The sequence below is a fragment of the Pseudoalteromonas sp. A3 genome (genome assembly GCF_025942345.1).
Classification (GTDB): domain Bacteria; phylum Pseudomonadota; class Gammaproteobacteria; order Enterobacterales; family Alteromonadaceae; genus Pseudoalteromonas; species Pseudoalteromonas atlantica.
This window is the reverse complement of sequence record NZ_JAPCKL010000001.1, coordinates 621817-646673: the sequence shown is the minus strand read 5'-3', so window position 1 is coordinate 646673 and position 24857 is coordinate 621817. Positions and strand designations below refer to the sequence as shown.

Genomic DNA, 24857 nt, shown 5'->3' with positions numbered 1-24857 from the left:
AAGTGTGTTTTTTACTCATTTTTACCTTAGGTGGGGTTGACATGTTTTTTTATTAAGCACATAGTTAACCCATCAATTGTCGACAATTTATTTATAAAGCCATGACGCAACCTTTTTTAAACGATACACCTATTACTACAGCATCTGATCAAGTGTTTGTTGATATGCGCCGTGAAATAGTAGAAGGCAGCATACAGCAGGGTAGCAAAATATCGGAGCCTGAGCTTGCAAAGCGCTACGGTGTAAGCCGTGCGACGCTTAGAGAAGCGCTTAATCGCTTAGAAAGCTGTTACTTAGTGGAGCGTAAAGCCAATGTAGGTTGCCGAGTAGTGGCGCTAACCGCAGAGCGTTTAATTGAAGTATACCAAGTACGCAGCTCGCTTGAAGGCTTAGCATGTAGGCTAGCTGCCGACAATATGGCAGCTGACGAAGTAAAAGGCTTAAAGCAATTACTTAACCAACATTTGCAAACACAGCGCGTTAAAGAGGGGGAGTCGTACTATCAAGAAGCGGGCGATTTAGACTTTCACTATCGCATTATTAAAGGCAGCAAAAACGCCCATTTAATCCATTTGTTATGTAACGGGCTTTACCAATTAATACGTATGTACCGTGTACAAATGGGCATGGTAGGGCCGCGCGTATCAAAAGCGTTTGACGAGCACTTAGCCATTATTAACGCGATAGAAAACCACGATGGTGAACTTGCCGAAATGCTGATGAAACGACACATCAGTGCATCGCAAGCAAATATTCAAACCAAATTTGATGTATACCAATCAATATGAGTATTCGAACAATTTAACTGATTAAATCGCTCTATAACGTCGTTAAGAATTTTTTATTTAGAACCACTAAACATAAAAATTATTGCCTAGTTACAGAACGATTTTCTTAGCGTTAAATAGACCTCATACACATACAGATTGGTATTTGTCATAAACAAAAACTTCTAAAAGCTAAAGCTAATAACAGTTAAACAGTCACAATGTCAGATTAAAAATATAAGTTACTCCATGTAGCAACCGTTCAAAGTGAGGAGAAAATAATGTCAGCAGGATTAAAATTTAAACAGGCCATTGCGAATAACCGCCCATTACAAGTAGTGGGTACTATTAATGCCTACACAGCCATGATGGCTGAAAAAATGGGCCACCAAGCTATTTATCTCTCAGGTGCCGGTGTGGCTAATGCCTCTTTTGGTATGCCCGATTTAGGCATGACCAGCCTTGATAATGTACTTGAAGATATTCGCCGTATTACTGGTGCCAGCGATTTACCACTACTGGTAGATGCCGATACGGGCTGGGGCGGGGCGTTTAATATTGCGCGTACCGTTAAAGAAATGACCAAAGCAGGGGCAGCGGGTTTTCATATTGAAGACCAAGTAGCGCAAAAGCGTTGCGGTCATCGCCCTAATAAAGAAATTGTAAGCCAAGGTGAAATGGTTGACCGCATTAAAGCCGCAGTTGATGCTAAAACCGATAGTGATTTTTACATTATGGCGCGTACCGATGCGTTTCAAAAAGAGGGTTTAAGCGCCGCGATTGACCGCGCAGCTGCGTGTGTTGAAGCGGGCGCAGATGCTATTTTTGCAGAAGCCGTGCACGACCTTGCCGATTACCAAGCATTTGCAAAGGCGATTAATGTACCAATTTTAGCTAATATTACAGAGTTTGGCCAAACGCCTATTTACACCAAAGAGCAGTTAAGTGAAGTAGGTGTCGAAATGGTGCTTTATCCACTTAGCGCCTTTAGAGCAATGAATAAAGCTGCGCTTAATGTGTACTCTGCCATTTTAAATGAAGGTTCGCAGCAAAGCGAAATTGAGAACATGCAAACACGCGCCGAGCTTTACGAATTTTTAGATTACCACACATACGAAAACACACTCGATAACCTTTTTTCATCAAAATCTGACAAATAATAACTATTAAAATAGATAACACACACAAATTTAGATAGGAGAAGATCATGGTAGATAAAGCATTAGGCGGAGCAGGTTTACGCGGGCAAGTTGCAGGGCAAACAGCATTATGTACAGTAGGGCAAACAGGCTCAGGTTTAACGTATTGTGGGTACGATATTAGCGAACTTGCCGAAAAAGCACAGTTTGAAGAATTGTCTTTTTTACTTTCACGTGGCGAACTACCTACAGCCAATGAACTAGCCGAGTATAAAGCTAAATTAAAAAGCTTACGCGGCCTGCCAGATGCACTAAAAACCGTGCTTGAAAATATTCCTAAAGACGCGCATCCAATGGATGTTATGCGTACCGGTTGCTCAATGCTGGGTAACCTAGAAATGGAACTTGATTTTAGCCAAGCAAACGATGCGATTGACCGCATGGTTGCGCTCTTCCCAAGTATTATTTGTTACTGGTACCGCTTTACTCACGATGGCGTACGCATTGAAACACAAACTGATGACGACTCAGTGGGCGCGCACTTTTTAACTCTATTACACGACAAAGCACCGAGCGAGCTTTTTGCGCAAGTAATGAATGTGTCGCTAATTTTATACGCAGAGCATGAATTTAATGCCTCTACATTTACTGGGCGCGTGTGTGCATCAACGCTTTCTGATATTCATTCTTGTGTAACGGGCGCTATTGGTACGCTACGTGGGCCACTGCATGGTGGTGCAAACGAAGCCGCTATGGATATGATTCAGGGTTTTACAAGTGCAGAGCACGCCGAGCAAGAAATTATGGGTATGCTAGAGCGCAAAGATAAAATAATGGGCTTTGGACACGCTATTTACCGTGAGTCAGACCCACGTAACGTTATTATTAAAAAGTTCTCTGAAAAACTAGCTAAAGAGGTGGGCGATGATGTGCTTTACCCTGTGTCGGTTAGGTGTGAAGAGGTTATGTGGCGCGAGAAAAAACTGTTTTGTAATGCTGATTTTTTCCATGCATCGGCGTACCACTTTATGGGTATTCCAACTAAGTTATTTACGCCAATATTTGTGATGAGCCGGGTTACCGGCTGGACTGCACATGTTAAAGAGCAGCGTGCTAATAACCGTATTATTCGCCCAAGTGCAGATTACACAGGACCAGAGGCGCGCAGCTACACGCCAATTGAATCAAGAGGCTAATTAGTTACACATAATACCAATCCGTAACAATACTTAATTAAGCGGGTTGGTATAGGGTGAGCAATACGCTCACCTTTTGCCTTTTATTTCCCGTCACCTATTAGCGAACAGATATTATGACCATAATTAACAACACCCAATACCGAAAGCCATTGCCCGGCTCAAATGTGGATTACTACGATACGCAAGGAGCCGTTGATGCAATAAAGCCTGGTGCTTATGCCACATTGCCTTACACATCACGCGTACTTGCCGAAAACTTAGTGCGCCGCTGTGAGCCAGATATGCTAACCGATGCGCTTAATCAGCTTATTGAGCGTAAGCAAGATTTAGATTTTCCGTGGTATCCGGCGCGCGTAGTGTGCCACGATATTTTAGGCCAAACTGCTTTAGTTGATTTAGCAGGCCTGCGCGACGCAATAGCTCAAAAAGGTGGTGATCCGGCAAAAGTAAACCCGGTTGTGCCTACCCAGCTAATTGTTGATCACTCATTAGCGGTTGAGCATGCAGGCTTTGACCCTGAAGCATTTGAAAAAAACCGTGCAATAGAAGATAGACGCAACGATGACCGTTTTCATTTTATAAACTGGACTAAAACCGCTTTTAAAAATATTGATGTTATTCCGCCTGGTAACGGCATTATGCATCAAATTAACCTTGAAAAAATGTCGCCTGTTATCCAAAACCGCGATGGCATTGCATTCCCCGATACCTTAGTTGGCACCGACAGCCACACCCCGCATGTGGATGCACTTGGCGTAATTGCTGTAGGTGTTGGTGGGCTTGAAGCCGAAAGCGTAATGCTTGGCCGTGCCTCGTACATGCGCCTGCCTGATATAGTAGGAGTTGAGCTTACAGGTACTCGTCAGCCAGGCATTACCGCAACCGATATAGTGCTGGCTATTACAGAGTTTTTACGCGCTCAGCGTGTTGTATCGACCTATTTAGAATTTTACGGTGAAGGTGCTGATGCACTAACCCTTGGCGACAGAGCAACTATTTCAAACATGACGCCTGAATTTGGTGCAACTGCAGCCATGTTTTATATAGACGATAAAACAATTGATTATTTGCGTTTAACAGGGCGTGATGAAGAGCAAATAGCGCTTGTAGAAAACTACGCTAAAACGGCTGGCCTTTGGAGCGATAGTTTAAAAACCGCAAAATATGATCGGGTCCTTAAATTTGATTTATCGAGTGTTGGACGCAATATTGCTGGGCCTTCAAACCCACATCGTCGTGTATCCACCAGCGATTTAGCAAAAGAAGGTATTTCGGGCGTTGTTGAAAACGAAGAAGGCTTAATGCCAGATGGCGCGTGTATTATTGCTGCTATTACCAGTTGTACTAATACGAGTAATCCACGCAACGTAATTGCTGCCGGCTTACTTGCACGTAACGCAAATGCCAAAGGGTTAATGCGCAAACCGTGGGTTAAAACATCCTTAGCACCGGGTTCAAAAGCGGTGCAATCATACCTAGAAGAAGCAAAATTACTCCCTGAACTTGAAAAACTTGGCTTTGGTATTGTTGGTTTTGCTTGTACTACCTGTAACGGCATGAGCGGCGCGCTTGACCCTGTAATTCAACAAGAAGTAATCGATCGCGACTTATACGCAACAGCGGTACTTTCGGGCAACCGTAACTTTGATGGGCGTATACATCCGTATGCTAAGCAAGCCTTTTTAGCGTCACCGCCATTAGTGGTGGCTTACGCTATTGCCGGCACTATTCGTTTTGATATTGAAAAAGGTGTACTAGGGAAAGATCAAAATGGTAACGACATAACGCTAAAAGATTTATGGCCAAGCGATGAAGAAATAGATGAAGTAATCAAACAAAGTGTAAAGCCAGAGCAATTTAAAAAAGTGTACGAACCTATGTTTGATTTAACCGTAGATTACGGTGAAGACAACGACCCGCTATACAATTGGCGCGAGCAAAGTACCTATATTCGCCGCCCGCCATACTGGGAAGGCGCCCTTGCAGGTGAGCGAACCATGACCGGCATGCGCGCCCTTGCTGTACTTGGCGATAACATTACAACGGATCATTTATCGCCTTCAAACGCTATTATGGCAAGCAGTGCTGCGGGTGAATACTTAACTAAAATGAACGTCCCTGAAGAGGATTTTAATTCTTACGCAACGCACCGAGGGGATCACTTAACAGCGCAGCGCGCTACATTTGCAAACCCTAAATTGTTAAACGAAATGGTGCGTGATGAAAACGGCGAAGTTAAACAAGGTTCATACGCACGATTAGAGCCACAAGGTACTAACACACGTATGTGGGAAGCAATCGAAGCTTATATGCAGCGTAAACAACCACTCATTATTGTAGCCGGTGCCGATTACGGGCAAGGCTCATCGCGTGATTGGGCTGCAAAAGGAGTAAGGCTTGCAGGCGTTGAGGTTATAGCCGCAGAGGGCTTTGAGCGTATTCACCGTACTAACTTAATTGGTATGGGTGTATTACCGCTTGAGTTTAAACCTGGCACTACCCGCAAAACGCTTAACATTGATGGCAGCGAAAGCTTTGATGTAAAAGGAGAGCCAACACCAGGTGCAACGCTTGATTTAGTGATTACACGTAAAAACGGTGAGGTTCTAACAGTACCTATGAAATGCAGATTGGATACCCAAGAAGAACTTTCTATTTATGCCGCTGGTGGTGTATTACAGCGCTTTGCGCAAGACTTTTTAGAAGCTACGCAATCAGCATAAGGGGCGTACATTATGTTTAAACCACAAATTAAAGTGCCAGCAACTTATATGCGCGGCGGCACCAGTAAAGGTGTATTTTTTAAGTTAACCGACTTACCCAAACCTGCCCAAGTGGCAGGTGAGGCGCGCGACAATTTACTGTTACGCATAATTGGTAGCCCCGACCCATATGGCAAACAAACCGATGGTATGGGCGGTGCAACATCAAGTACTAGTAAAACGGTTATTTTAAGTAAAAGCGAGCAACCTAACCACGATGTGGATTATTTATTTGGCCAAGTGGCAATAGATAAACCTTTTATAGATTGGAGCGGCAATTGCGGTAATTTAACCAGCGCAGTAGGTGCGTTTGCTATAACGAACGGCTTAGTTGATAAAAATACAGTACCCGATAACGGCGTTGCTATTGTGCGTGTGTGGCAAGCTAATATTAAAAAAAGTATTTTAGTTCATGTGCCTATGACCAATGGTGAAGTACAAGAAACCGGTGATTTTGAACTTGATGGCGTGACCTTTGCTGCCGCCGAGGTAAAGCTAGAGTTTTTAAATCCCGCCGATGGTGAAGGGGCGTTATTCCCTACAGGCAATGTAGTGGATGACTTAGAAGTACCAGGTGTTGGTACTTTAAAAGCCACTATGATAAACGCGGGTATTCCTACTGTATTTATTAATGCCGAGGATATTGGCTATAGTGGCACTGAGCTGCAAAGCGATATTAATAACGATACAGACGCACTTAAGAAGCTTGAAACTATTCGTGCCTATGGCGCAGTCAAAATGGGGTTAATAGCTAATATTAACGAAGCGCAAACACGCCAACACACACCTAAAGTAGCCTTTGTGGCAGCGCCATTAGATTATAACGCATCAAGTGGTAAGTTTATTGAAGCTACAACAATTGATTTATTAGTACGTGCTATGTCTATGGGCAAGCTTCATCACGCTATGATGGGCACAGCCGCAGTCGCTATTGGCGCAGCCGCCGCTATTGACGGTACGCTTGTTAATGTGGCCGCAGGTGGCGGGACATTGAACGAAGTTAACTTTGGCCACCCCTCTGGCACGCTAAAAGTAGGCGCAGAAGCTAAAAAAATAGCTGGAGATTGGCAAGTTACCAAAGCAAGTATGAGCCGCAGTGCTCGTGTGCTTATGGAGGGCGTTGTAAGAGTACCTCAATAGTATTTAACAAAATTAACCTGAATTCTGGATAATAAACCTATCTCTATCAGCCATTTTAAGCGCTAACTGCGTTGGATTTACTTAAAACTTCTGGTTAGAGAAAATAAATTTAAATATCACCATGATTCAATATGTTAGTAAATATCTTAGCCAGAGTTCAAATTAATTAGCAAAGCTAAAACATAATGTTTTTAATCTATTTATTATTTTTGTAAAATATGAATAAGCTCTTATTTTTAATTTAAGGACTTAGTTTCAAAAAAATAAAGGGATTTAAAATGAATAAAATGGTTATTGGGTTAGCTTTTACAGTTTCATCGTTTGGTGCACTTGGAGAAAGCGCAGATGGCTGGCCAGAAGGCGGTGCAATGCACACAGGCAATATTTATAATTTAGAGGGCAACAGATACAAAATTAAAATCAGTAAAATGATGAATGAAATCTACCCGCAACTAAATGACGACTACCAAGTAGATGCAGTTAAAGCGCAAATAAAAGCATGGGAGCACTATATAGATGCAACATGTAATGTTGTTGGCATAGCAACTGGTGCCGGTGGGAGTTGGCCTTCAACGTATAGCGTAAAATGCGAGCGAAGCCTCAGTTATGATAGATACTTTGCGACTAAAAATGCGCTAAAGTGTGTTAAAAAACTTAGCGAAGCAGATTTTGTAGGACGTAGCGAAAAGCTAAATTGTTTAATTCAAACACTCAATATTAAAATATTTTAAGAGTAACAGCAGTGCTACAGCTATATTATAAAGTTAGCTGTAGCATTTTTAGCTTTACAAAAACTCTATTTCTACGGTTTCGTCTTTTGCAATATTGCCACTTTCGGCGGGCACCACAATAAGGCAGTTAGCGTGGCTAAGCGATGAGAGTACCCCCGAACCTTGCTTATTTATAGGCGTTACCAGTAGGTTATTGTTTTCGTCGGTACTGGCAATACCACGTTGAAAGTCGGTACGGCCGGGGCGCTTTTTAATCAGCGCTGTGGTGGTTGCTTTTAAACGTAACTTAGCAGTATGTTCATTTCCTGAAAGCTTTGTAAGGGCTGGCTTTACAAGTCGCTCAAGCGTAACGGCTGCCGATACGGGGTTACCTGGTAAACCAAAAAAGTAGCTGTTAGGTAATTTACCAAAAGCAAAGGGTTTGCCCGGCTTCATGGCAATTTTCCAAAAATGAATATCGCCAATTTCATTTAATACTTCTTTAGTAAAATCGGCTTCGCCAACCGATACACCACCAGAGCTTATTACGGCATCGGCTTGCTCGTTTGCTTTTAAAAACGTGTTTTTAATGAGCGTTTTATCATCGGCAATTATCCCAAAATCAATCACTTCTATATTGTTATCATTAAGCTCGCTTAATATAACAGCGCGATTACTTTCATAAATAGCACCTGCAGGAAGGGCATTGCCAGGCTCTATAAGTTCATCCCCTGTAGAAAAAACCGCGACCTTTAGTGTTTCATATACACTTACTTGGTTAATACCAATAGAGGCAAGTAAGCCTACATCTACCGCTTTTAGTTTTCTGCCCGCTTTAAAAACAACACTATTTTTTGCAATGTCTTCACCTGCAAAGCGCACATTATTATTGAGCTCAATATGACCTGTAAATGTTATTTTGTCGTTATCTACGCTGGCGTTTTCTTGCATAACTACCGCATTAGCGCCAGGGGGCAGGGCAGCGCCGGTCATAATTCTAACGCATTGCCCAGGTGTTAAGGTGTTTTTAAAGGTTTGCCCAGCAAATACACTGCCTACTTGCTGATAAGTTGTTAGCCCTTCGCTTAGGCAAAGTGCATAGCCATCCATTGCCGAATTATCGTGAGCAGGCACATTTATATTGGATTTAATATCGTTTGCTAAAACACGGCCAACACTGTGCATTATTGAAATGGTTTCTGCGGCTTTATCAAAGTTAATAGCGCTTAGCATGTTACTGATTGCGGTTTCTACTGGTAATAAACCAGGTGCATTGCATACATCGTTCATATATATTGTTTTTTATAATGTGTCTGATTTTTAAAACAATACTTATAATGTTTAAGCTTTACAATACATGGTGTGGTTATTTGTTATTACTGTTAGTGGTATTTAGCAATCCTCTTAACGCAAAAGAAACGCTGCACATAGCCGTTGCGAGCAATTTTAAACCTGTGCTGCAAACGCTGGTAACTAACCCAGCCCTGAAAAATATTAATATTAAAATATCAGCTGCTTCTAGCGGCGTATTACACTCACAAATTATGCATGGTGCACCGTACGATATTTTTTTATCAGCCGACGCTGCACGCCCACACGCACTGATCAAAGACGGCTTTGCACTTAAAAATAGCTTAACCACCTATGCGATAGGTTTATTAGCGCTGTGGCAGCCAAGCAACTCAGTTATTAATCATAAATTAGCCATTGCTAATCCAAGGTTTTCGCCATATGGGCAATCATCGGCGCATTATGCTAAAAACTATATAAAAACACCGTATGAATTTGTGTATGGAAATAATATTACCCATGCGTTTCAATTTGTAGAAACAGGCAATGCCGCTAAAGGCTTGGTCGCGTTATCTACGTTAAAGTCGGCGTATCGCAAAACTAAAAATAAAAAATATTTAAATTACACGCTTATCGAACCTGAAAAATACCCTGAAATAACGCAGCAAGGCGTTATCATAAGCGCGACTAAGCATTTAACGACAGCTAAAAAGTTTATGGCTTTTTTAAATGACCCCTCAACCGCAAAAACATTATTAGAGCTTGGTTATAAAGCAAAGGAAAGTGATGTTAGCAAGTGATGTAACAGCGCTGTGGCTTACAATTAAACTTGCCTTTATAACGGCTGCTATTTTGTTGATTATATGCATTCCGCTTGCATGGCAGCTAGCCAGTTATAAAGGTAAGTTAAAGCCTATATTAGAAGCACTTATAGCAATGCCTTTGGTGCTGCCGCCTACGCTAATGGGCTTTTATTTATTGGTATTGTTTTCACCTACTCATGCATTTGGCCAGTTTTGGTTTTGGCTAACGGGTACGCAGCTCGCGTTTAGTTTTCAAGGGGTGGTTATTGGCTCGTTATTTTACTCTCTCCCTTTTGTGATGCAGCCGTTACTGGCGGGCTTTAAACAAATAAATACTACTTATAATCAAGCTGCTATTGCCTTGGGGATCAGCCCATTTAAGCGTTTTATGTATTTAACGTTACCGCTATTAAAGCCAAGCATAGGCAGTGCCTTTGCACTGGGCTTTGCCCATACATTGGGAGAATTTGGTTTAGTGCTAATGATTGGTGGCAATATACAAGGCGAAACTCAAGTGGTGTCTATTGCATTGTACGACCATGTAGAGTCGCTTAATTATGGGGCAGCGCACCAATTGTCGTTGGTATTGCTAGCAATCTCGTTTGCGTGTTTAGTGTTGTTGTTTAAATTTAATAAAACCGTGATAAACGGAGCTGCTAATCGTGCTTAAAATACAGTGTCATCAACGTTTGGACGATTTTGAATTACATGTTGATTTAGCGATAAATCAATTTGATATTTTAGGGGTGTTTGGTCCTTCGGGCTCTGGCAAATCGAGCTTATTACAGGCGATAGCAGGGCTTACGACGGCGCAAAATGTGTGTATAAACAATCATAATATTACCCATTTAAAGCCCGGTAAACGCCTACTTACTTTACAGCTGCAGTCGTGCCCGTTATTTCCACATTTAAATGTGATGGGTAATTTACTGTTTACTCACACGCATTGTAAAAATAAAAGTAATAACCTAACGACTGATCAGGTAATTGATTTATTAGCGCTAAGCCCATTACTAAATCGTGATGTGTCGGGGCTTTCGGGCGGGGAGAGCCAGCGCGTAATTTTTGCAAGAACACTACTAAGTGGGCAATCTGTTGTTTTACTTGATGAGCCATTTAGCGCCTTAGATTGGTCAACGCGTTTTACTATGTTGGGGGCTGTTCAACAACTTAATAAATCCCATGGTATTAAATTTATTATTGTTAGCCACTCTTTAAAAGAGCTACTTTATTGCAGCGATACATTACTTCATATAGCGAAAGGCAACGTGCTCCAGTGCGGTGCAACACAAGAAGTGGTGCAAAGTATTTATACAAATAAGAGCCAAACGCCACTTAGTATACTTAGTTATAGTAAGCCTGAATTTAATGAGGCTTTTGGTTTTTACCAGCTTACTCTTAGTAATAGCCAACAGCATTTATATGCAGTGCCTTCGCTGGTAAAACAAAACCATAAGTTAATTATAGAAAGCAGCCAAATAACCTACAATAAAGTAAAACCAATTAACGAGAGCAGTGCAAACGTGCTAAAAGGTATGCTTGAAAATGCCCAGCAGCTTGATGAGCAATGGCTGCTAACTGTTAACGTAGATACGCAATTACTGTATTGCACGGTGTCTAAAAGGCAATGGCAGCAAAGTGCTGTAAGCCTAGGCGAGCAGATTTATTTGACAATAAATAACCTAGAAACGCTAAATTAGGCTCTAAAAAGCAGTCATGTATTTACCATGTACTAAATTAAGCACTGCAAACAGGGCAGTGCTTATTTTTAACAATGTTAAAACGGTTAAACTCCATACTCAAACCATCTACAAGTAATAGCTGCTCGGTAAGTTTACTAGGCAGTCCTGCAATAATTTTAAGTGCTTCAGTCGCTTGAATACTACCAATAAGCCCCACAATAGGAGAGAGCACGCCTGACTCTGAACAGCTTTGAGTTTGTTCGCCAAAGAGCTGTGACACACACCCGTAACAATGGCTATTAGGCGCCATTGTAAAGCAAGCGACTTGTCCCTCTAACCTTATAGCAGAGCCCGAAACCAAGGGCGTGCGGTTGTTGTAGCAGGCGCTGTTGAGCAAATTTCGTGTTGCTAAGTTATCAGTGCAGTCAATAACTACATCTACTTTGCTAAGTAATTGCTCAAGGTGCGAGTTTTCATTTAAAAATTCATCAATAGTGTGGATCTCTATTTCATTATTTAACTGAGTTAACTGTTTTTTTGCACTGTGGGTTTTTAAGCACCCAACATTACTTTGTTTATAGAGCACCTGCCTTTGCAAGTTAGTTGCATCAACCACATCGTTATCTACAAGCGTTAACGTACCTACGCCCGATGCCGCTAAGTACTGCGCAACTGGGCAGCCTAATCCACCTAACCCCACAATAAGAGCATGACTTTGCCATATTTTTTCTTGTCCATCTATATCTAGCTGAGGAAGCATAATATGGCGAGAATAGCGTAATTGCTGCTGATACGTTAAAGGGGGTTTTTGCATTAATGAGTTCTCATAATTTTTTTTAACAATACCAATTAGTTAAAACCTAGAGCAAGTAAAGCTTAAAAATTCTTTGCACTGTTTACGCCCAACAAAGCTGCTTAAATAGTGCAAAGCGAAATAAATATTAATTCCCAAAAATATAAGTGACTGAAAAACCTACCTATTAATTGTTGGCTTAGTAATTGCTGAAAGCTGTTAACGTTAATTTAACAATCGTCGCAGTGTTATTACTACCAAAGTCGTACTCACTGCTTAAAATAATAATCGTTACAAGGAAAAAAACATGCAACCGAGTTCTGGGTTTAATCTCATATCGTTTAGCGGAAAAATGAAAATACTACATTTAAGCTGGATGGTGTTTTTTATCTCTTTTTTTGTATGGTTTAACCATGCTCCATTATTAGGGGCAATAGCGGGCTCGCTAGGTATAACTATGGCACAGGTAAAAACGCTGCTCATTTTAAATGTGGCCTTAACCATTCCCGCGCGTGTTGTTGTTGGCATGCTAACCGATAAGTTTGGCCCGCGTATTGTTTATGCCGCTTTACTTATTTTATGTAGCATACCGTGTTTTATGTTTGCTATGGCCACCACGTTTGAGCAAGCCGCTATCGCGCGTTTTGCACTAGGCTTTATTGGAGCAGGCTTTGTAGTGGGCATTCGTATGGTGAGCGAGTGGTTCCCGGCTAATGAGCTTGGTACAGCAGAAGGTATTTATGGTGGCTGGGGTAATTTTGGCTCGGCTGCCGCTGCTATGTTACTACCTGTATTAGCGCTTATGTTTGCCGGCGATGATGGCTGGCGCTATGCCGTTGGTTTAACGGGCGTACTTAGCGTTATTTTTGGTGTTATTTGGTACATAAACGTAACCGATACACCAAAAGGGGGGACGTACTTTAAGCCTAAAAAAGTAGGCGCAATGGAAGTAACCAGTAAAGGTGACTTTGTATTATTGCTTATTATGAAATTACCTATGTATGGCGCACTGGCTTTACTTACTTGGAAGTTGTCTCCTACAGGCGCTAATTTAATTTCTGCCAATTTTGTTTTAGCCGTTTATGCATTTTTAGTGCTGTTATACGCTTACGAGGTATATAAAACCTTTGATATAAACGGACATATATTTAAACAACCCGTGCCAGAATCACACCGCTACGAATTTAAACAAGTAGCTGTACTTAATATTTTATATTTTACCACCTTTGGCTCAGAGCTGGCCGTTGTATCTATGCTGCCATTATTTTTTATGGAAGTGTTTGGCCTAGATATGGTGTACGCAGGTTTACTCGCCTCTGCTTATGCGTTTATGAATTTAGCCTCGCGCCCAGGTGGTGGTTTGATCTCAGATAGAATGGGTCGTCGTAAAACACTTATTGTCCTTACCTCAGGGTTAGCTGTTGGCTACTTTGTTATGGGCTTAGTTGACGCTAGCTGGCCACTTTGGCTTGCTGTAGCTGCTGCCATGGCGTGTTCGTTCTTTGTGCAAGCTGGTGAGGGAGCGGTTTTTGCTGCTGTGCCACTTATCAAACGCCGCTTAACAGGGCAAATTGCAGGTATGACAGGCGCTTACGGTAACGTTGGCGCGGTGGTGTATTTAACGGCGCTCTCATTAGTGGATTACCAAACTTTCTTTATGATTATTGCTGCCAGTGCATTGTTAGGTTTAGGGGCGTTATTTTTCATGAAAGAGCCAGATGGGCACATCACAGAAGTAAACGAAGATGGCTCTGTTGAACTTATTTCAGTGACTTAAGGCAGCGTTAACCATGTTTGATGAAACCCAACACGCTCAAGTTCGTAATAATACGCTAGATGTTTCTTTTGGTGGGCACAGTGCCGCGGGCATAAAAGATGAAAATCAAGATGCGTTTGCTGCTTTAAATACTGAGCACGAACAACAAGAAACAAAAGGCGCTATTGCGTGCTTAGCGGATGGATGTTCATCAGCTAAAAATGCCAAACAAGCATCGCAGCTCAGTGTTACTCATTTTATAAATGAGTATTTAAATACACCCGACAGTTGGGCGGTCAAAAAATCGGTTTCTAAGGTTTTAGCTAGCTTAAATCAGTGGTTATATTCGCAATCAGTTAACTATAACCACTTAGGGCAACGCCAAGCAGATTGGATGACCACCTTTACGGCGCTTATATTAAAATCAGCTACGGGGTATATATTTCATTTAGGCGATACTCGCATTACGCGTTTACGCGATAATCAAATGGAAGCGATAACGCGGGATCATAAAGTAAACGATACGCTCACTCGTGCTTTAGGCGCGCAGTCACATCAAGAAATTGATGTTTACGAAGTTGACCTAAAAGCCGGCGATATTTACATACTGACTTGCGATGGTGTGCATGATGTATTGCCCTATAGTGAAATTGCCAACGAAATAAACGCCCATAACAACTTAGAGCAGGCAGCAAGTGCCATTACCTCACGCGCTATAGCACAAGGCAGTGATGATAATGTGAGTTGTTTATTAGTGAAGGTAAATAGCATTGCGCAGCAAAATCTAGATGAGCTTTATCAATCGTTAACGCAGCGCAAGATACCACCCGCATTAGAGGTTGGCCAAATAATTGATGGATATACGGTTATTCGTAAAATCAACGAAAGCAGCCGATCGCACATTTATTTGGTACAACAAGCACCTGATGCCCCCCCCGTTGTATTAAAGGCACCCTCGGTTAATTTTGAAGACGATATACATTACCTTCAAGGCTTTATACGCGAAGGGTGGGTAGGGCAACGTATTAATCATCCTAATGTAATGAAGGTTTTAAATACGCAATCGCAAAGCCGATTTTTATATCATATTTGCGAGTACATGGACGGACAAACCCTCAGTGACTATAAGCACGACGTCCCTTATTTAGAAATAGCGCAAGTGCGCAGTATTGTAGAGCAAATAGTGCATGCGCTAAGGGCTTTTCAGCGATTAGATATGGTACATCGTGATTTAAAGCTCGATAACGTGATGATAGATGCTCACGGTAAAGTTACGTTAATTGATTACGGTACTGTAAGTGTTGCGGCTATGGATGAGTCGGTTAAGCAAATAGCCGATGACTGCCCGCAAGGGACTATAGATTATACGGCTCCTGAAACACTTATTTCGCTGCATGCCGATTTTAAAAGCGATATTTTTTCGCTTGGGGTGATTGCTTATGAGTTATTGTGCTCGAAGCTGCCTTATAAAACATTACCGGCAAGTCATACCCCTATTGATTACAGCCACTGGCAATACACAAGTATTCGCAAGTACCGAGCCGATATACCCTTTTGGTTAGATCAGGCTTTAATGAAAGCACTTGCGCCAAAACCAGAGCTCAGATACCACGCATTTTCTGAGTTTTTAACAGATATTAGTAAACCTAATCCACATTTACAGAGCTCAGCCAACAAAATTTCAATAATGAAACGCGATCCAGTATTACTCTGGAAGAGCATTTCGCTGTGTTTATTTATCATTTTATTGTGCGTGCTCATAATTAAAAACTAAGAGACCAACATGTTAAATTATAAAAATAACTTACCTATTATTTTAATGATAGGGTGCATTGCTGCGCCTTCTATTAGTGTTGCAGCGCAAACCGACCTTAATTTTAGGCTGCGTTATGAAAGTGCAGAGCAAGATAACGCACTAAAAGATGCCAGTAGCTTAACGCTGCGTACTCGCCTTACTCATAAAACGGATGAAATGAATGGCTTTTCTGTTTTATTAGAGGTCGAAGATAGCCGAAGCCTATTAGGTGTAGACGATTACAACAATACGCTGGGTAAAAATACTAATTACTCAGTAATAGCCGACCCTGAAACCACAGAGATAGATCAGGCTTTTGTTAAATACGCAAAAGATGCTTTATCAATTAAAGTAGGTAGGCAAGTAATAGCGCTTGATGGACAGCGCTTTGTAGGCCACGTTGGCTTTAGGCAAGACAGGCAAACCTTTGATGCTGCAACAGTAAATTACTCCTTTAATGATATTAACTTGCACTATAGCTACATAAGTAAGCGCAACCGTATATTTGCCGATAGCAAAGATATTGATGCATCCGATCATCTTATCAATGCAAGCTTTAAAACAAGCCTAGGTAAGGTGGTTTTATACAGCTATTTATTAAGTGACGATGCAATAGATAATGACAGCTTAGATACTTATGGTGTGTCTTTTAATGGTAATAAAACGCTAAGCGATATTAAATTTTACTATAAAGCACAGTACGCCACGCAATCTGCATCAACGAGCATGAGTGATTTTGACGCTGATTACTATGCATTTGAGGGGGGGATAGATTTAGGCGGTTTAGGCATTGAAGCCGTTACATTAAAAGCTGGTATTGAGTCACTGGGTTCTGATAACGGTGATTATGGTTTTGCCACGCCGCTTGCCACAATGCATAAATTTAATGGCTGGGCCGATACGTTTTTAGCAACCCCAGCACAAGGGCTTGATGACACTTATGTAAGTTTAAATGGTAAAGCTTACGGCGGTAAATGGCTGTTGGCGTATCACAGCTTTGATGCCAACGATAGCGCCAATGGCGTTGATGATTTAGGCACAGAGCTAAACGTACAATACGTAAAGCCTATTAATAAAACCTATGCCGTAGGCGCAAAATATGCCGATTATTCAGCAGGCGATAGCGCTGCAGGCAAAGTCGATACCCAAAAACTGTGGGTATGGGTAAGCGCTAAATTTTAAGTATTTAACCTAAACCCTCGTTATTTAATTTAAAGCGTTACAAGTTGGTGCAATAGCGCCAGCTTGTGGTGCTTTCACTTCTTTTTTACTGTGTTAACTCAGTTAAATTATTGAAATGTAATGCTTATATATCTGGCTTGCATATTGCTATAACCAACACATAATAAATTATACATTTAAAGTACCCATTTAAAGTTAAGTGTATTTTAAATCAAACAGGTGATTTTAATGCTAAGCAAGCAGCGTGTTGTAGTTGTCGGAAATGGAATGGTTGGCCATCATTTTGTACAACAGCTAGTATCACAACAAGGTGATACTCAAAATATGGAGATTACCGTACTCAGCGGTGAAGACCGACTCGTTTATGACCGCGTACAGCTTTCGTCTTTTTTTAAAGGCAAAACCGAAGACGATTTAGCACTTACCTGCAGTAAAACCTATCAAGATTGGCAAGTGTGCTTTCATATTCATTCTAAAGTGGTTGATATAAACCGCGATGCAAAAACAGTCACTACTGCAAAAGGCGAGTCATTTGCGTACGACAAGCTAATACTGGCAACTGGCTCATTTGCATTTGTGCCACCTATTCCAGGTAAAGATCGTGAGCATTGCCTAGTTTACAGGACCATTAACGATTTACACGCCATAAAAAAATCTGCACATGCCAGCAAAGTGGGCGTAGTAATTGGCGGCGGTTTATTAGGGCTTGAAGCAGCCAACGCGTTAAAGCAGCTTGGCTTGCAAACCCATGTAATAGAATTTGCACCACAACTTATGGGCGTACAAATAGATGGTGCTGGTGGTCGATTGCTTAAAAATAAAATTACCGAGCTGGGCGTTACAGTGCATACATCAGTGGCGACAGAGCAAATTATAGAGGGTGAAAACAGCCGTTATAAAATGTGCTTTAAAGGGGGGCAAACCCTAGAAACCGACATGATTGTATTTTCGGCCGGTATTCGCCCATACGATAACCTAGCTCGTGAGTTTAATTTAGAAATAGGTGAGCGCGGCGGCATCGTAATAAACAACCATTGCCAAACGAATGATAAAAACATATACGCCATAGGCGAATGCGCCCTTTGGAATAACTTTATTTTTGGCCTTGTAGCACCGGGCTACGCGATGGCAAAAGTAGCGGCGGGGCATGCTTTACAACAGCTGTCTTCAAACAAAGCTTTACACACTACCTCTAACAATTCATCAAATAGTGCTGATGAATTTAGCGGTGCCGATATGAGCACCAAGCTTAAATTAATGGGTGTTGAAGTAGGCTCAATTGGTGATGCTCATGCACGCAGTGAAGGCGCAATTAGCTATTACTTTGAAGATCAACTAAGCGGTATTTACAAAAAAGTAGTCACTAATGAGCAAGGCAATAAGCTCATAGGTGCTGTACTGGTTGGCGATACCAGTGATTACGATAATTTATTGCAGTATCACTTAAATGGCATTGAGCTTAGTGTGCCCGCAGAGTCATTAATAATGCCGCTTGCAGGTGACGCGGGCGAGCTAAACGCTGATGATTTGCCACAAGATGCTATTATTTGTGCGTGCCACAAAGTGACAAAACACACTATTGAACAAGCGGTTATACAAGGTTGTAGCGATTTAAATAAAGTGCAGCAAGCCACTAAAGCAAGTACTGGCTGTGGAGGCTGTGAAAAACTAGTGCAAAGCGTTATTAGCAGTGCACTTAATAATAAAATAGCCACGCTAATCCCAGTAGATGAGCCTGTATCCCAGAGCGCTTAACGCAAATAATAAGAGAGCAGTATGGAAACATTAAACACATGTTCAAACACACCTTTGCTTAAACAAACTACCTGCGCTTATTGTGGTGTAGGCTGTGGGGTTGATATTTCATTATTAAATAATACCCCAACAAAACTTGAAGGCACGCGCGAGCACCCCGCTAATTTTGGCCGCTTGTGTGTTAAAGGCACGCACCTGCTTGACACCACCGGCAGTGATAACCGCTTAACATCGCCCCTTATTGATAACGAACCCGCCAGCTGGGATACGGCAACTGATTACGTTGCCAACAAATTTAACGCCATTATTAAAGAGCATGGACCGGAGTCGGTTGCGTTTTATGTATCGGGGCAGTTACTGACTGAAGATTACTACGTTGCCAATAAATTAATGAAAGGCTACATAGGCTCAGGCAATATAGATACAAACTCAAGGCTGTGTATGTCATCGGCGGTTGCCGGTTATAAACGTGCGTTTGGTGAGGACGTAGTACCATGTAGCTACGACGATTTAGAGCAAACGGAGCTACTTATTTTAATTGGCTCAAATGCAGCGTGGACACATCCGGTGCTTTACCAGCGTATGGAGCGCGCAAAAAAGCTTAACCCAAACATGAAAGTAGTGGTTATCGACCCGCGAAAAACCGATACAGCCGAACTTGCCGATACCTTTTTAAATATCAAACCAGGCAGCGACGGGGCTCTTTATAACGGCTTACTTACTTATTTAAGTGAACATAACTATTTAGATACGCAATTTATAAACGCGCATACAAACGGCTTTGAAACAGCGCTTGCAGAGGCTAAAAAGTGGAGTATTAAAGCGGTCAGTGATTTTTGTGATATTGACGCGCAGCTAGTCAGTGACTTTTACGCCTTATTTGCACAAAGCCCAACCGCTATTAGTTTTTATTCAATGGGTATTAACCAATCAAGCTCAGGGGTTGATAAGTGTAATGCCATTATAAATGCGCATTTAGCATCGGGTAAATTGTTAAAACCTGGATGTGGCCCGTTTTCAATAACGGGGCAGCCTAATGCTATGGGTGGGCGCGAAGTAGGGGGCTTGGCAAATCAATTAGCAGCACATTTAGACATTGAAAACGACGCGCACCAACAGTTAGTGCAGCGTTTTTGGCAATCGCCAACAATAGCTAAAAAAGCAGGGTGTAATGCGATTGATATGTTTGATGAAATCGCCAAAGGAAAAATAAAAGCTATTTGGGTAATGGCAACCAACCCGGTGGTAAGCTTACCTAATAACGCAGCAATACAACATGCACTTGAGCAATGTGAGCTGGTGGTTGTGTCTGACTGTATTGCCAAAAGTGATACGCTAAAATTTGCTAATGTGGCGTTTCCATCAACCGGATGGGGAGAAAAAAACGGCACAGTAACAAACTCAGAGCGCAGGATATCAAGGCAACGCCCGCTAGTTGAGCCATTTTCGGGGGCTAAAAACGATTGGCAAATAATGTGTTTAGTTGCCCAAAAAATGGGTTTTGAAGGATTTGACTTTACAGACCCCAGTGGCATTTTTGAAGAATGGGCACAACTGACAGATTTTGAAAATAACGGAGATAGGCTATTAAATTTATCAGCCTTAGTGGGGCTTTCGCAGGAGCAGTACGATAACTTAAAACCCGTTATGTGGCCGGTACTAAAAAATGAGCCATATAAAAACGGGCAGGTTTTTGTTAATAAACAATTTAGCACCGCAGATAAAAAAGCCCGCTTTATACCTATAACGCCCAAACTTCCTGTGCAGCAAACATCAAGCGATTTCCCGTTTGTAATGAACTCAGGGCGAATACGCGACCAATGGCATACAATGAGTCGCACCGGAAAAAGTACAGCGCTTTCTACTCATATAACCCGCCCATATATTGAAATAAACCCCACTGATGCCTGCAAATTAAACATAAAAGCAAACGATTTAATAACCGCCAATGCTAAAACTGGGCAAGTTACGGCTCATGCAAAAGTGACAGAGGCCGTGCGAAAAGGCGAATGTTTTATGCCTATTCACTGGAACAAGCAATTTGCCTCATCCGCTACGGTAAGTGGGCTCTATCAATCGGTTGTAGACCCTATTTCGGGCCAGGCTGAGTGTAAGCATGGTGCTGTTGATTTAGTTAAAGCGCAGTTTGCTCAGTACATGCAAGTTTTTAGCAAAACAGAGCTTAAAATAACCAGTGATTTTTGGCTTAAAGTTAACGCAAGTAATTGTGTTAACTACCAGTTAGCGCTCAATGAGCAGCAAAATGATTTGCTTTATTATTGCCAAACACTGACAGGGTTACAAGGGCATTGGTCGGCAATGGGCAGTGCAAAAGCCATGCATATTCAATGTATACAAAACGAGCAGCTAGTGTTTGTTGCGGTTATTTCGTCAGCTCAAAAAGACATATCACTTGAGTGGATAAATCACTTATTTGCAGAGCCTTTAATAACCTTTAGCCAATTACAGTCATTGCTGTATGCCACGCCCGATGAAGAATTTACCCAAGGCGCGCAAGTATGTAGTTGCTTTAAAGTACGTGAGCAACCCATTATAAACGCCATTAAAAGTGGTGAAAATACAGTAGAGCAATTGGGGTCTAAACTAAAATGCGGCACTAACTGTGGTTCGTGTAAAACCCAGTTAAGCCAATTAATAAAGCAGCATACTACGCAAAACGCTAACAGTATTGATGTTGCAGTTGAAATGTAAATAAACAAGGAAGCATATGCTTAATGATCAATTTGGTCGGCAGTTTAACTATTTGCGCCTCTCAATTACCGATGTGTGTAATTTTAGTTGCACCTATTGTTTACCAAACGGGTATCAGTGCGATACCCCGCGTAACTTTTTAAATAAAAACGAAATAAACACCTTAGTAAATGCGTTTGCTTCACTTGGCACAAAAAAAGTGCGTATTACGGGCGGTGAGCCGTGTTTACGCAGTGACGTAACCGATATTATAAAGCAGTGTAAAAACACCCCAGGCATAGAAAAAGTCGCCATAACAACTAATGGTTTTAACTTATTTAATAAAATTGATGAGTTTTACAGCGCTGGCCTAGACGCGCTAAACATTAGTATAGATAGCTTAAACCCGAGTATGTTTAAATTAATTACAGGACACGACAAGCTAACCCATATTTTAAAAGGGATAGACCGGGCAATTGAGCTGGGCATAAAAGATATAAAAATAAATGCAGTGCTGGCTAAGCAATTTAATAAAAACCAATTAAATGATTTTTTAGACTGGGTAAAACATAAAAAAGTAACGGTACGCTTTATTGAATTAATGGAAACAGGTAATGGTGCCACCTTTTTTGAACAAAACCATTTAAGCGGGCAAAGTGTTAAAACGCAGCTTTTAGCACAAGGTTGGTTACAGGTAGTAAGAGGTAAATTAAACGGCCCTGCAGAAGAGTTTTGTCATCCCGATTTTAAGGGGCGCATTGGCTTAATTATGCCCTACAGTAAAGACTTTTGTAAAAGCTGTAACCGATTAAGAGTTTCGTCATTAGGCAAACTACATTTGTGCCTGTTTGCCGAGCAGGGAATAGATTTACGCCCGTATTTAAATGCGCAAGATACGCCAGCCACTGTAAACGCTATTCAAGCAGCAATGGGCAACAAAACCATTAGCCATGAGCTCGATAAACGCTTAACGGGCGCCACAACCCATTTAGCTATGTTGGGCGGCTAAAATGAGCAATAAAGCCGTGTTTACAGGGGTTGTACTCGCTGGTGGGCAATCATCAAGAATGGGCAGCGATAAAGCCAACCTCATTTTAAAAAATAAAACATTACTGCAAAATGCATGTGAATTATTAACAGCTGCAGGGGCAAGTGATGTACTTATAAGCCGTAATGTACAAAGTGCTACTGTGCAATACATAGCTGATATATACCCAGATTCTGGCCCGCTTGGCGGGATTTATTCAACCTTAATAGCAACAGAGCAGGATATACTTGTAACCGCTGTTGATATGCCATTGCTTACTTGCACTTTATTATCGCAAATTGCATCAGCAGCAAGCGATAACCCCCACTTTCAAACAAATCAGCCACAAATACATGCGTGGCACTTTGAAAATGAACCGTTACCCCTGTATATTCGTAACACCCAAAGCGTTAAACGTCATTTAAAACAATTACTCATAAACGCAAATAGTCATAAATCAGTTAAACAGTTTACCCGTAGTATTGGTGTGCAAATGCTAAAATGTAATAAAGCTCATGCACTTGTTAATACCAATACACCGGCGCAATTTAAAGCTGTTAACGAGCAATTTGACCAACACAAACCTAATTTATTGAGAAGAACCCTATGAGCCATACCACAGAGTCACAAACTGCATTAAACATTGCCGTAATGACAGTAAGCGATACACGCGATGAAATTACAGATACTTCAGGCCATTATTTAATTAAAGCCCTTACTGAAGCAGGCCATCACTTAGCGGATAAAGACATAGTTAAAGATGATGTTTACCAAATGCGAGCAGTTGCATCGCAGTGGATTGCCGATGACACCATTCACGCCATTTTAGTAACCGGTGGTACGGGCTTTACCGAGCGCGACTCAACACCAGAGGCATTTACACCGCTGTTTGATAAAAGCGTAGATGGATTTGGAGAGCTATTTAGACATATTTCGTACGGCGAAATTGGTAACTCAACTATTCAATCACGTGCGTTGGCGGGCCTTGCCAATAACACCGTTATTTTTTGTATGCCTGGCTCTACAGGCGCATGTAAAACAGCCTGGACAGGTATTATAAAAGATCAGTTAGACTCAATGCACAAGCCATGTAACTTTGCCCCGCATATTACTATTGGTAAAAAATGCGAATCGCGAGAGCAATAATATGCTGAGCCACGTAGATGAAAACGGCCAAGCAAACATGGTTGATGTATCGCTAAAAGAGGTCACTCTGCGCGATGCATCTGCCGAGGCCTACATTAAAATGAGCAAACAGGCTTTTGAGCAAGTGTTGCTTAATCAAAATAAAAAAGGTGACGTGTTAGGCGTAGCCCGTATTGCGGGTATTCAGGGCGCTAAAAAGTGCGCTGATTTAATTCCGCTTTGTCACCCGCTGGCACTGAGTAAAGTAGCCGTTGATTTTGAACTTGATGAAGCAAATAGCCAAATTAAAGTTACTAGCTACTGTAAATTGGCGGGCAAAACGGGCGTTGAAATGGAAGCGCTCACCGCTGTATCTGTGGCGACCCTTACATTATTTGATATGTGCAAAGCCGCCGACCCGCTTATGGAAATACACGGTATGCGTGTAACGCAAAAAGCAGGAGGCAAGCATGGCAGCTGGCAGCGAGACTAATTTAAATGATACTGATGCAGCTGCAGGGCATGTAAACGTACTGTTTTTTGGCCAACTAAAAGAGCGCCTAAAGTGCGATAAGTTAACCGTTGATATAGCGCATACCCTTAGCATTAAAGCGTTTAAAAACATGCTGGTTGAGCAAAACCCACATTGGCAAGCGTGGCTTGAAGAGCGTGATGTATTGTGTGCGCTTAATCAGACTATGTCATCAAGCGATGAGCTTGTAAAAGCAGGGGATGAACTTGCTTTTTTCCCACCAGTGACAGGTGGCTAATGAGTATAAGCATTAAAGTACAAACGCAGGATTTTTCAGTAGGCGAGCAACATGACGCACTTTGCAGTAATAACAAAAGTGATGGTGCCGTAGTGACGTTTACAGGGCTGGTGCGAGAATTTAGCAGCGGCGATAACGTAATCGCCCTTGAGCTCGAACACTACCCAGGGATGACTGAGCAACTACTGCAATCTATAGCCGAGCAAGCCCAAACACGCTGGCAACTTGCTCGCATAAGTATTATTCATCGAGTAGGTTATTTAGCTCTTGGTGAGCAAATTGTATTTGTTGGCGTAACCAGCCGCCACCGCGAAGCCGCGTTTGAAGGCGCACAGTTTATTATGGATTACTTAAAAAACCACGCCACGTTTTGGAAAAAAGAGCATTTTAAAGACTCCTCAAACTGGGTTGAGTTTAAACAAAGCGACAAGCAAGCATTAAACAAGTGGGAAAAGTAGGCCTGTGTAAGCC

The 24857-nt window shown here is 41.8% G+C and carries 22 protein-coding genes; 20 read left to right on the top strand and 2 right to left on the bottom strand.

What is annotated here, in order from left to right; genetic code table 11:
- The first annotated feature begins 101 nt into the window (after nt 1-101).
- From OIZ54_RS02890 to OIZ54_RS02865, 6 genes are all read left to right on the top strand, one after another.
- Entirely contained in the window at nt 102-788 is a 687-nt protein-coding gene (locus tag OIZ54_RS02890; protein ID WP_264389655.1) for a GntR family transcriptional regulator, read from the top strand.
- Between the two features lie 260 nt (nt 789-1048).
- Entirely contained in the window at nt 1049-1927 is an 879-nt protein-coding gene (gene prpB / locus OIZ54_RS02885; protein ID WP_004587734.1) for a methylisocitrate lyase, read from the top strand.
- A gap of 47 nt (nt 1928-1974) precedes the next feature.
- Nucleotides 1975-3102, top strand: coding sequence for a 2-methylcitrate synthase (prpC, locus tag OIZ54_RS02880; protein ID WP_264389654.1), 1128 nt, complete (start codon nt 1975-1977; stop codon nt 3100-3102).
- Between the two features lie 116 nt (nt 3103-3218).
- A complete protein-coding gene (acnD, locus tag OIZ54_RS02875) occupies nt 3219-5828 on the top strand; it encodes a Fe/S-dependent 2-methylisocitrate dehydratase AcnD (protein ID WP_264389653.1) in 2610 nt (869 codons plus the stop codon).
- A gap of 12 nt (nt 5829-5840) precedes the next feature.
- A complete protein-coding gene (prpF, locus tag OIZ54_RS02870; RefSeq protein ID WP_264389652.1) occupies nt 5841-7007 on the top strand; it encodes a 2-methylaconitate cis-trans isomerase PrpF in 1167 nt (388 codons plus the stop codon).
- Between the two features lie 278 nt (nt 7008-7285).
- Nucleotides 7286-7738 (top strand): DUF1311 domain-containing protein, encoded by a 453-nt coding sequence (locus tag OIZ54_RS02865; protein ID WP_096041876.1) that lies wholly within the window; start codon nt 7286-7288, stop codon nt 7736-7738.
- 54 nt (nt 7739-7792) lie between these two features.
- Here the strand turns inward: OIZ54_RS02865 and glp are convergent, their stop codons facing one another.
- Nucleotides 7793-9007: a gephyrin-like molybdotransferase Glp gene (glp, locus tag OIZ54_RS02860; protein WP_248451185.1), complete on the bottom strand. Its 1215-nt coding sequence runs from the start codon at nt 9005-9007 to the stop codon at nt 7793-7795.
- 47 nt (nt 9008-9054) lie between these two features.
- Here glp and modA point away from each other — a divergent pair, with 47 nt between their 5' ends.
- Genes modA through OIZ54_RS02845 form a run of 3 tightly spaced genes read left to right on the top strand, consistent with a single transcriptional unit; the run spans nt 9055 to nt 11510 of the window.
- The gene (modA, locus tag OIZ54_RS02855) at nt 9055-9807 is read left to right on the top strand and encodes a molybdate ABC transporter substrate-binding protein (protein ID WP_264389651.1); all 753 of its coding nucleotides are present in this window, start codon (nt 9055-9057) and stop codon (nt 9805-9807) included.
- Nucleotides 9794-10480, top strand: a complete 687-nt coding sequence (modB, locus tag OIZ54_RS02850; protein WP_004587743.1) for a molybdate ABC transporter permease subunit — start codon at nt 9794-9796, stop codon at nt 10478-10480. Before modA ends, modB begins: the two co-directional genes overlap by 14 nt.
- Nucleotides 10473-11510 carry an ATP-binding cassette domain-containing protein gene (locus OIZ54_RS02845; RefSeq protein ID WP_264389650.1) on the top strand — a complete coding sequence of 346 codons (1038 nt, stop codon included), beginning with the start codon at nt 10473-10475 and terminating at the stop codon, nt 11508-11510. Before modB ends, OIZ54_RS02845 begins: the two co-directional genes overlap by 8 nt.
- A 37-nt stretch (nt 11511-11547) precedes the next feature.
- Here OIZ54_RS02845 and OIZ54_RS02840 read toward each other — a convergent pair whose 3' ends face one another.
- Complete coding sequence (locus OIZ54_RS02840; protein ID WP_264389649.1) at nt 11548-12306, bottom strand: HesA/MoeB/ThiF family protein; 759 nt, start codon at nt 12304-12306, stop codon at nt 11548-11550.
- A gap of 286 nt (nt 12307-12592) precedes the next feature.
- Between OIZ54_RS02840 and OIZ54_RS02835 the strand changes: the two genes are divergently transcribed.
- From OIZ54_RS02835 to moaE, 11 genes are all read left to right on the top strand, one after another.
- Complete coding sequence (locus tag OIZ54_RS02835; protein WP_264389648.1) at nt 12593-14062, top strand: NarK family nitrate/nitrite MFS transporter; 1470 nt, start codon at nt 12593-12595, stop codon at nt 14060-14062.
- Nucleotides 14063-14075: 13 nt separating this feature from the next.
- Entirely contained in the window at nt 14076-15815 is a 1740-nt protein-coding gene (locus tag OIZ54_RS02830) for a bifunctional protein-serine/threonine kinase/phosphatase (protein WP_264389647.1), read from the top strand.
- Between the two features lie 9 nt (nt 15816-15824).
- Nucleotides 15825-17018, top strand: coding sequence for an alginate export family protein (locus OIZ54_RS02825; protein ID WP_264389646.1), 1194 nt, complete (start codon nt 15825-15827; stop codon nt 17016-17018).
- 228 nt (nt 17019-17246) lie between these two features.
- On the top strand, nt 17247-18773 hold the full coding sequence (locus tag OIZ54_RS02820; RefSeq protein ID WP_264389645.1) for an FAD-dependent oxidoreductase: 1527 nt from the start codon (nt 17247-17249) through the stop codon (nt 18771-18773).
- A gap of 21 nt (nt 18774-18794) precedes the next feature.
- Nucleotides 18795-21485: a nitrate reductase gene (locus OIZ54_RS02815; RefSeq protein WP_264389644.1), complete on the top strand. Its 2691-nt coding sequence runs from the start codon at nt 18795-18797 to the stop codon at nt 21483-21485.
- A 16-nt stretch (nt 21486-21501) separates the two neighbouring features.
- A complete protein-coding gene (gene moaA, locus OIZ54_RS02810) occupies nt 21502-22473 on the top strand; it encodes a GTP 3',8-cyclase MoaA (RefSeq protein WP_264389643.1) in 972 nt (323 codons plus the stop codon).
- 1 nt (nt 22474) lies between these two features.
- Nucleotides 22475-23101, top strand: a complete 627-nt coding sequence (locus OIZ54_RS02805) for a molybdenum cofactor guanylyltransferase (protein ID WP_264389642.1) — start codon at nt 22475-22477, stop codon at nt 23099-23101.
- Nucleotides 23098-23637 carry a molybdenum cofactor biosynthesis protein B gene (moaB, locus tag OIZ54_RS02800; RefSeq protein WP_264389641.1) on the top strand — a complete coding sequence of 180 codons (540 nt, stop codon included), beginning with the start codon at nt 23098-23100 and terminating at the stop codon, nt 23635-23637. The genes OIZ54_RS02805 and moaB overlap by 4 nt, the downstream gene beginning before the upstream one ends.
- 1 nt (nt 23638) lies before the next feature.
- Nucleotides 23639-24109: a cyclic pyranopterin monophosphate synthase MoaC gene (moaC, locus tag OIZ54_RS02795; RefSeq protein ID WP_004587754.1), complete on the top strand. Its 471-nt coding sequence runs from the start codon at nt 23639-23641 to the stop codon at nt 24107-24109.
- On the top strand, nt 24087-24386 hold the full coding sequence (locus tag OIZ54_RS02790; RefSeq protein ID WP_264389640.1) for a MoaD/ThiS family protein: 300 nt from the start codon (nt 24087-24089) through the stop codon (nt 24384-24386). Before moaC ends, OIZ54_RS02790 begins: the two co-directional genes overlap by 23 nt.
- Complete coding sequence (gene moaE / locus OIZ54_RS02785) at nt 24386-24844, top strand: molybdopterin synthase catalytic subunit MoaE (protein WP_264389639.1); 459 nt, start codon at nt 24386-24388, stop codon at nt 24842-24844. Before OIZ54_RS02790 ends, moaE begins: the two co-directional genes overlap by 1 nt.
- The last annotated feature ends 13 nt before the right edge of the window (nt 24845-24857 follow it).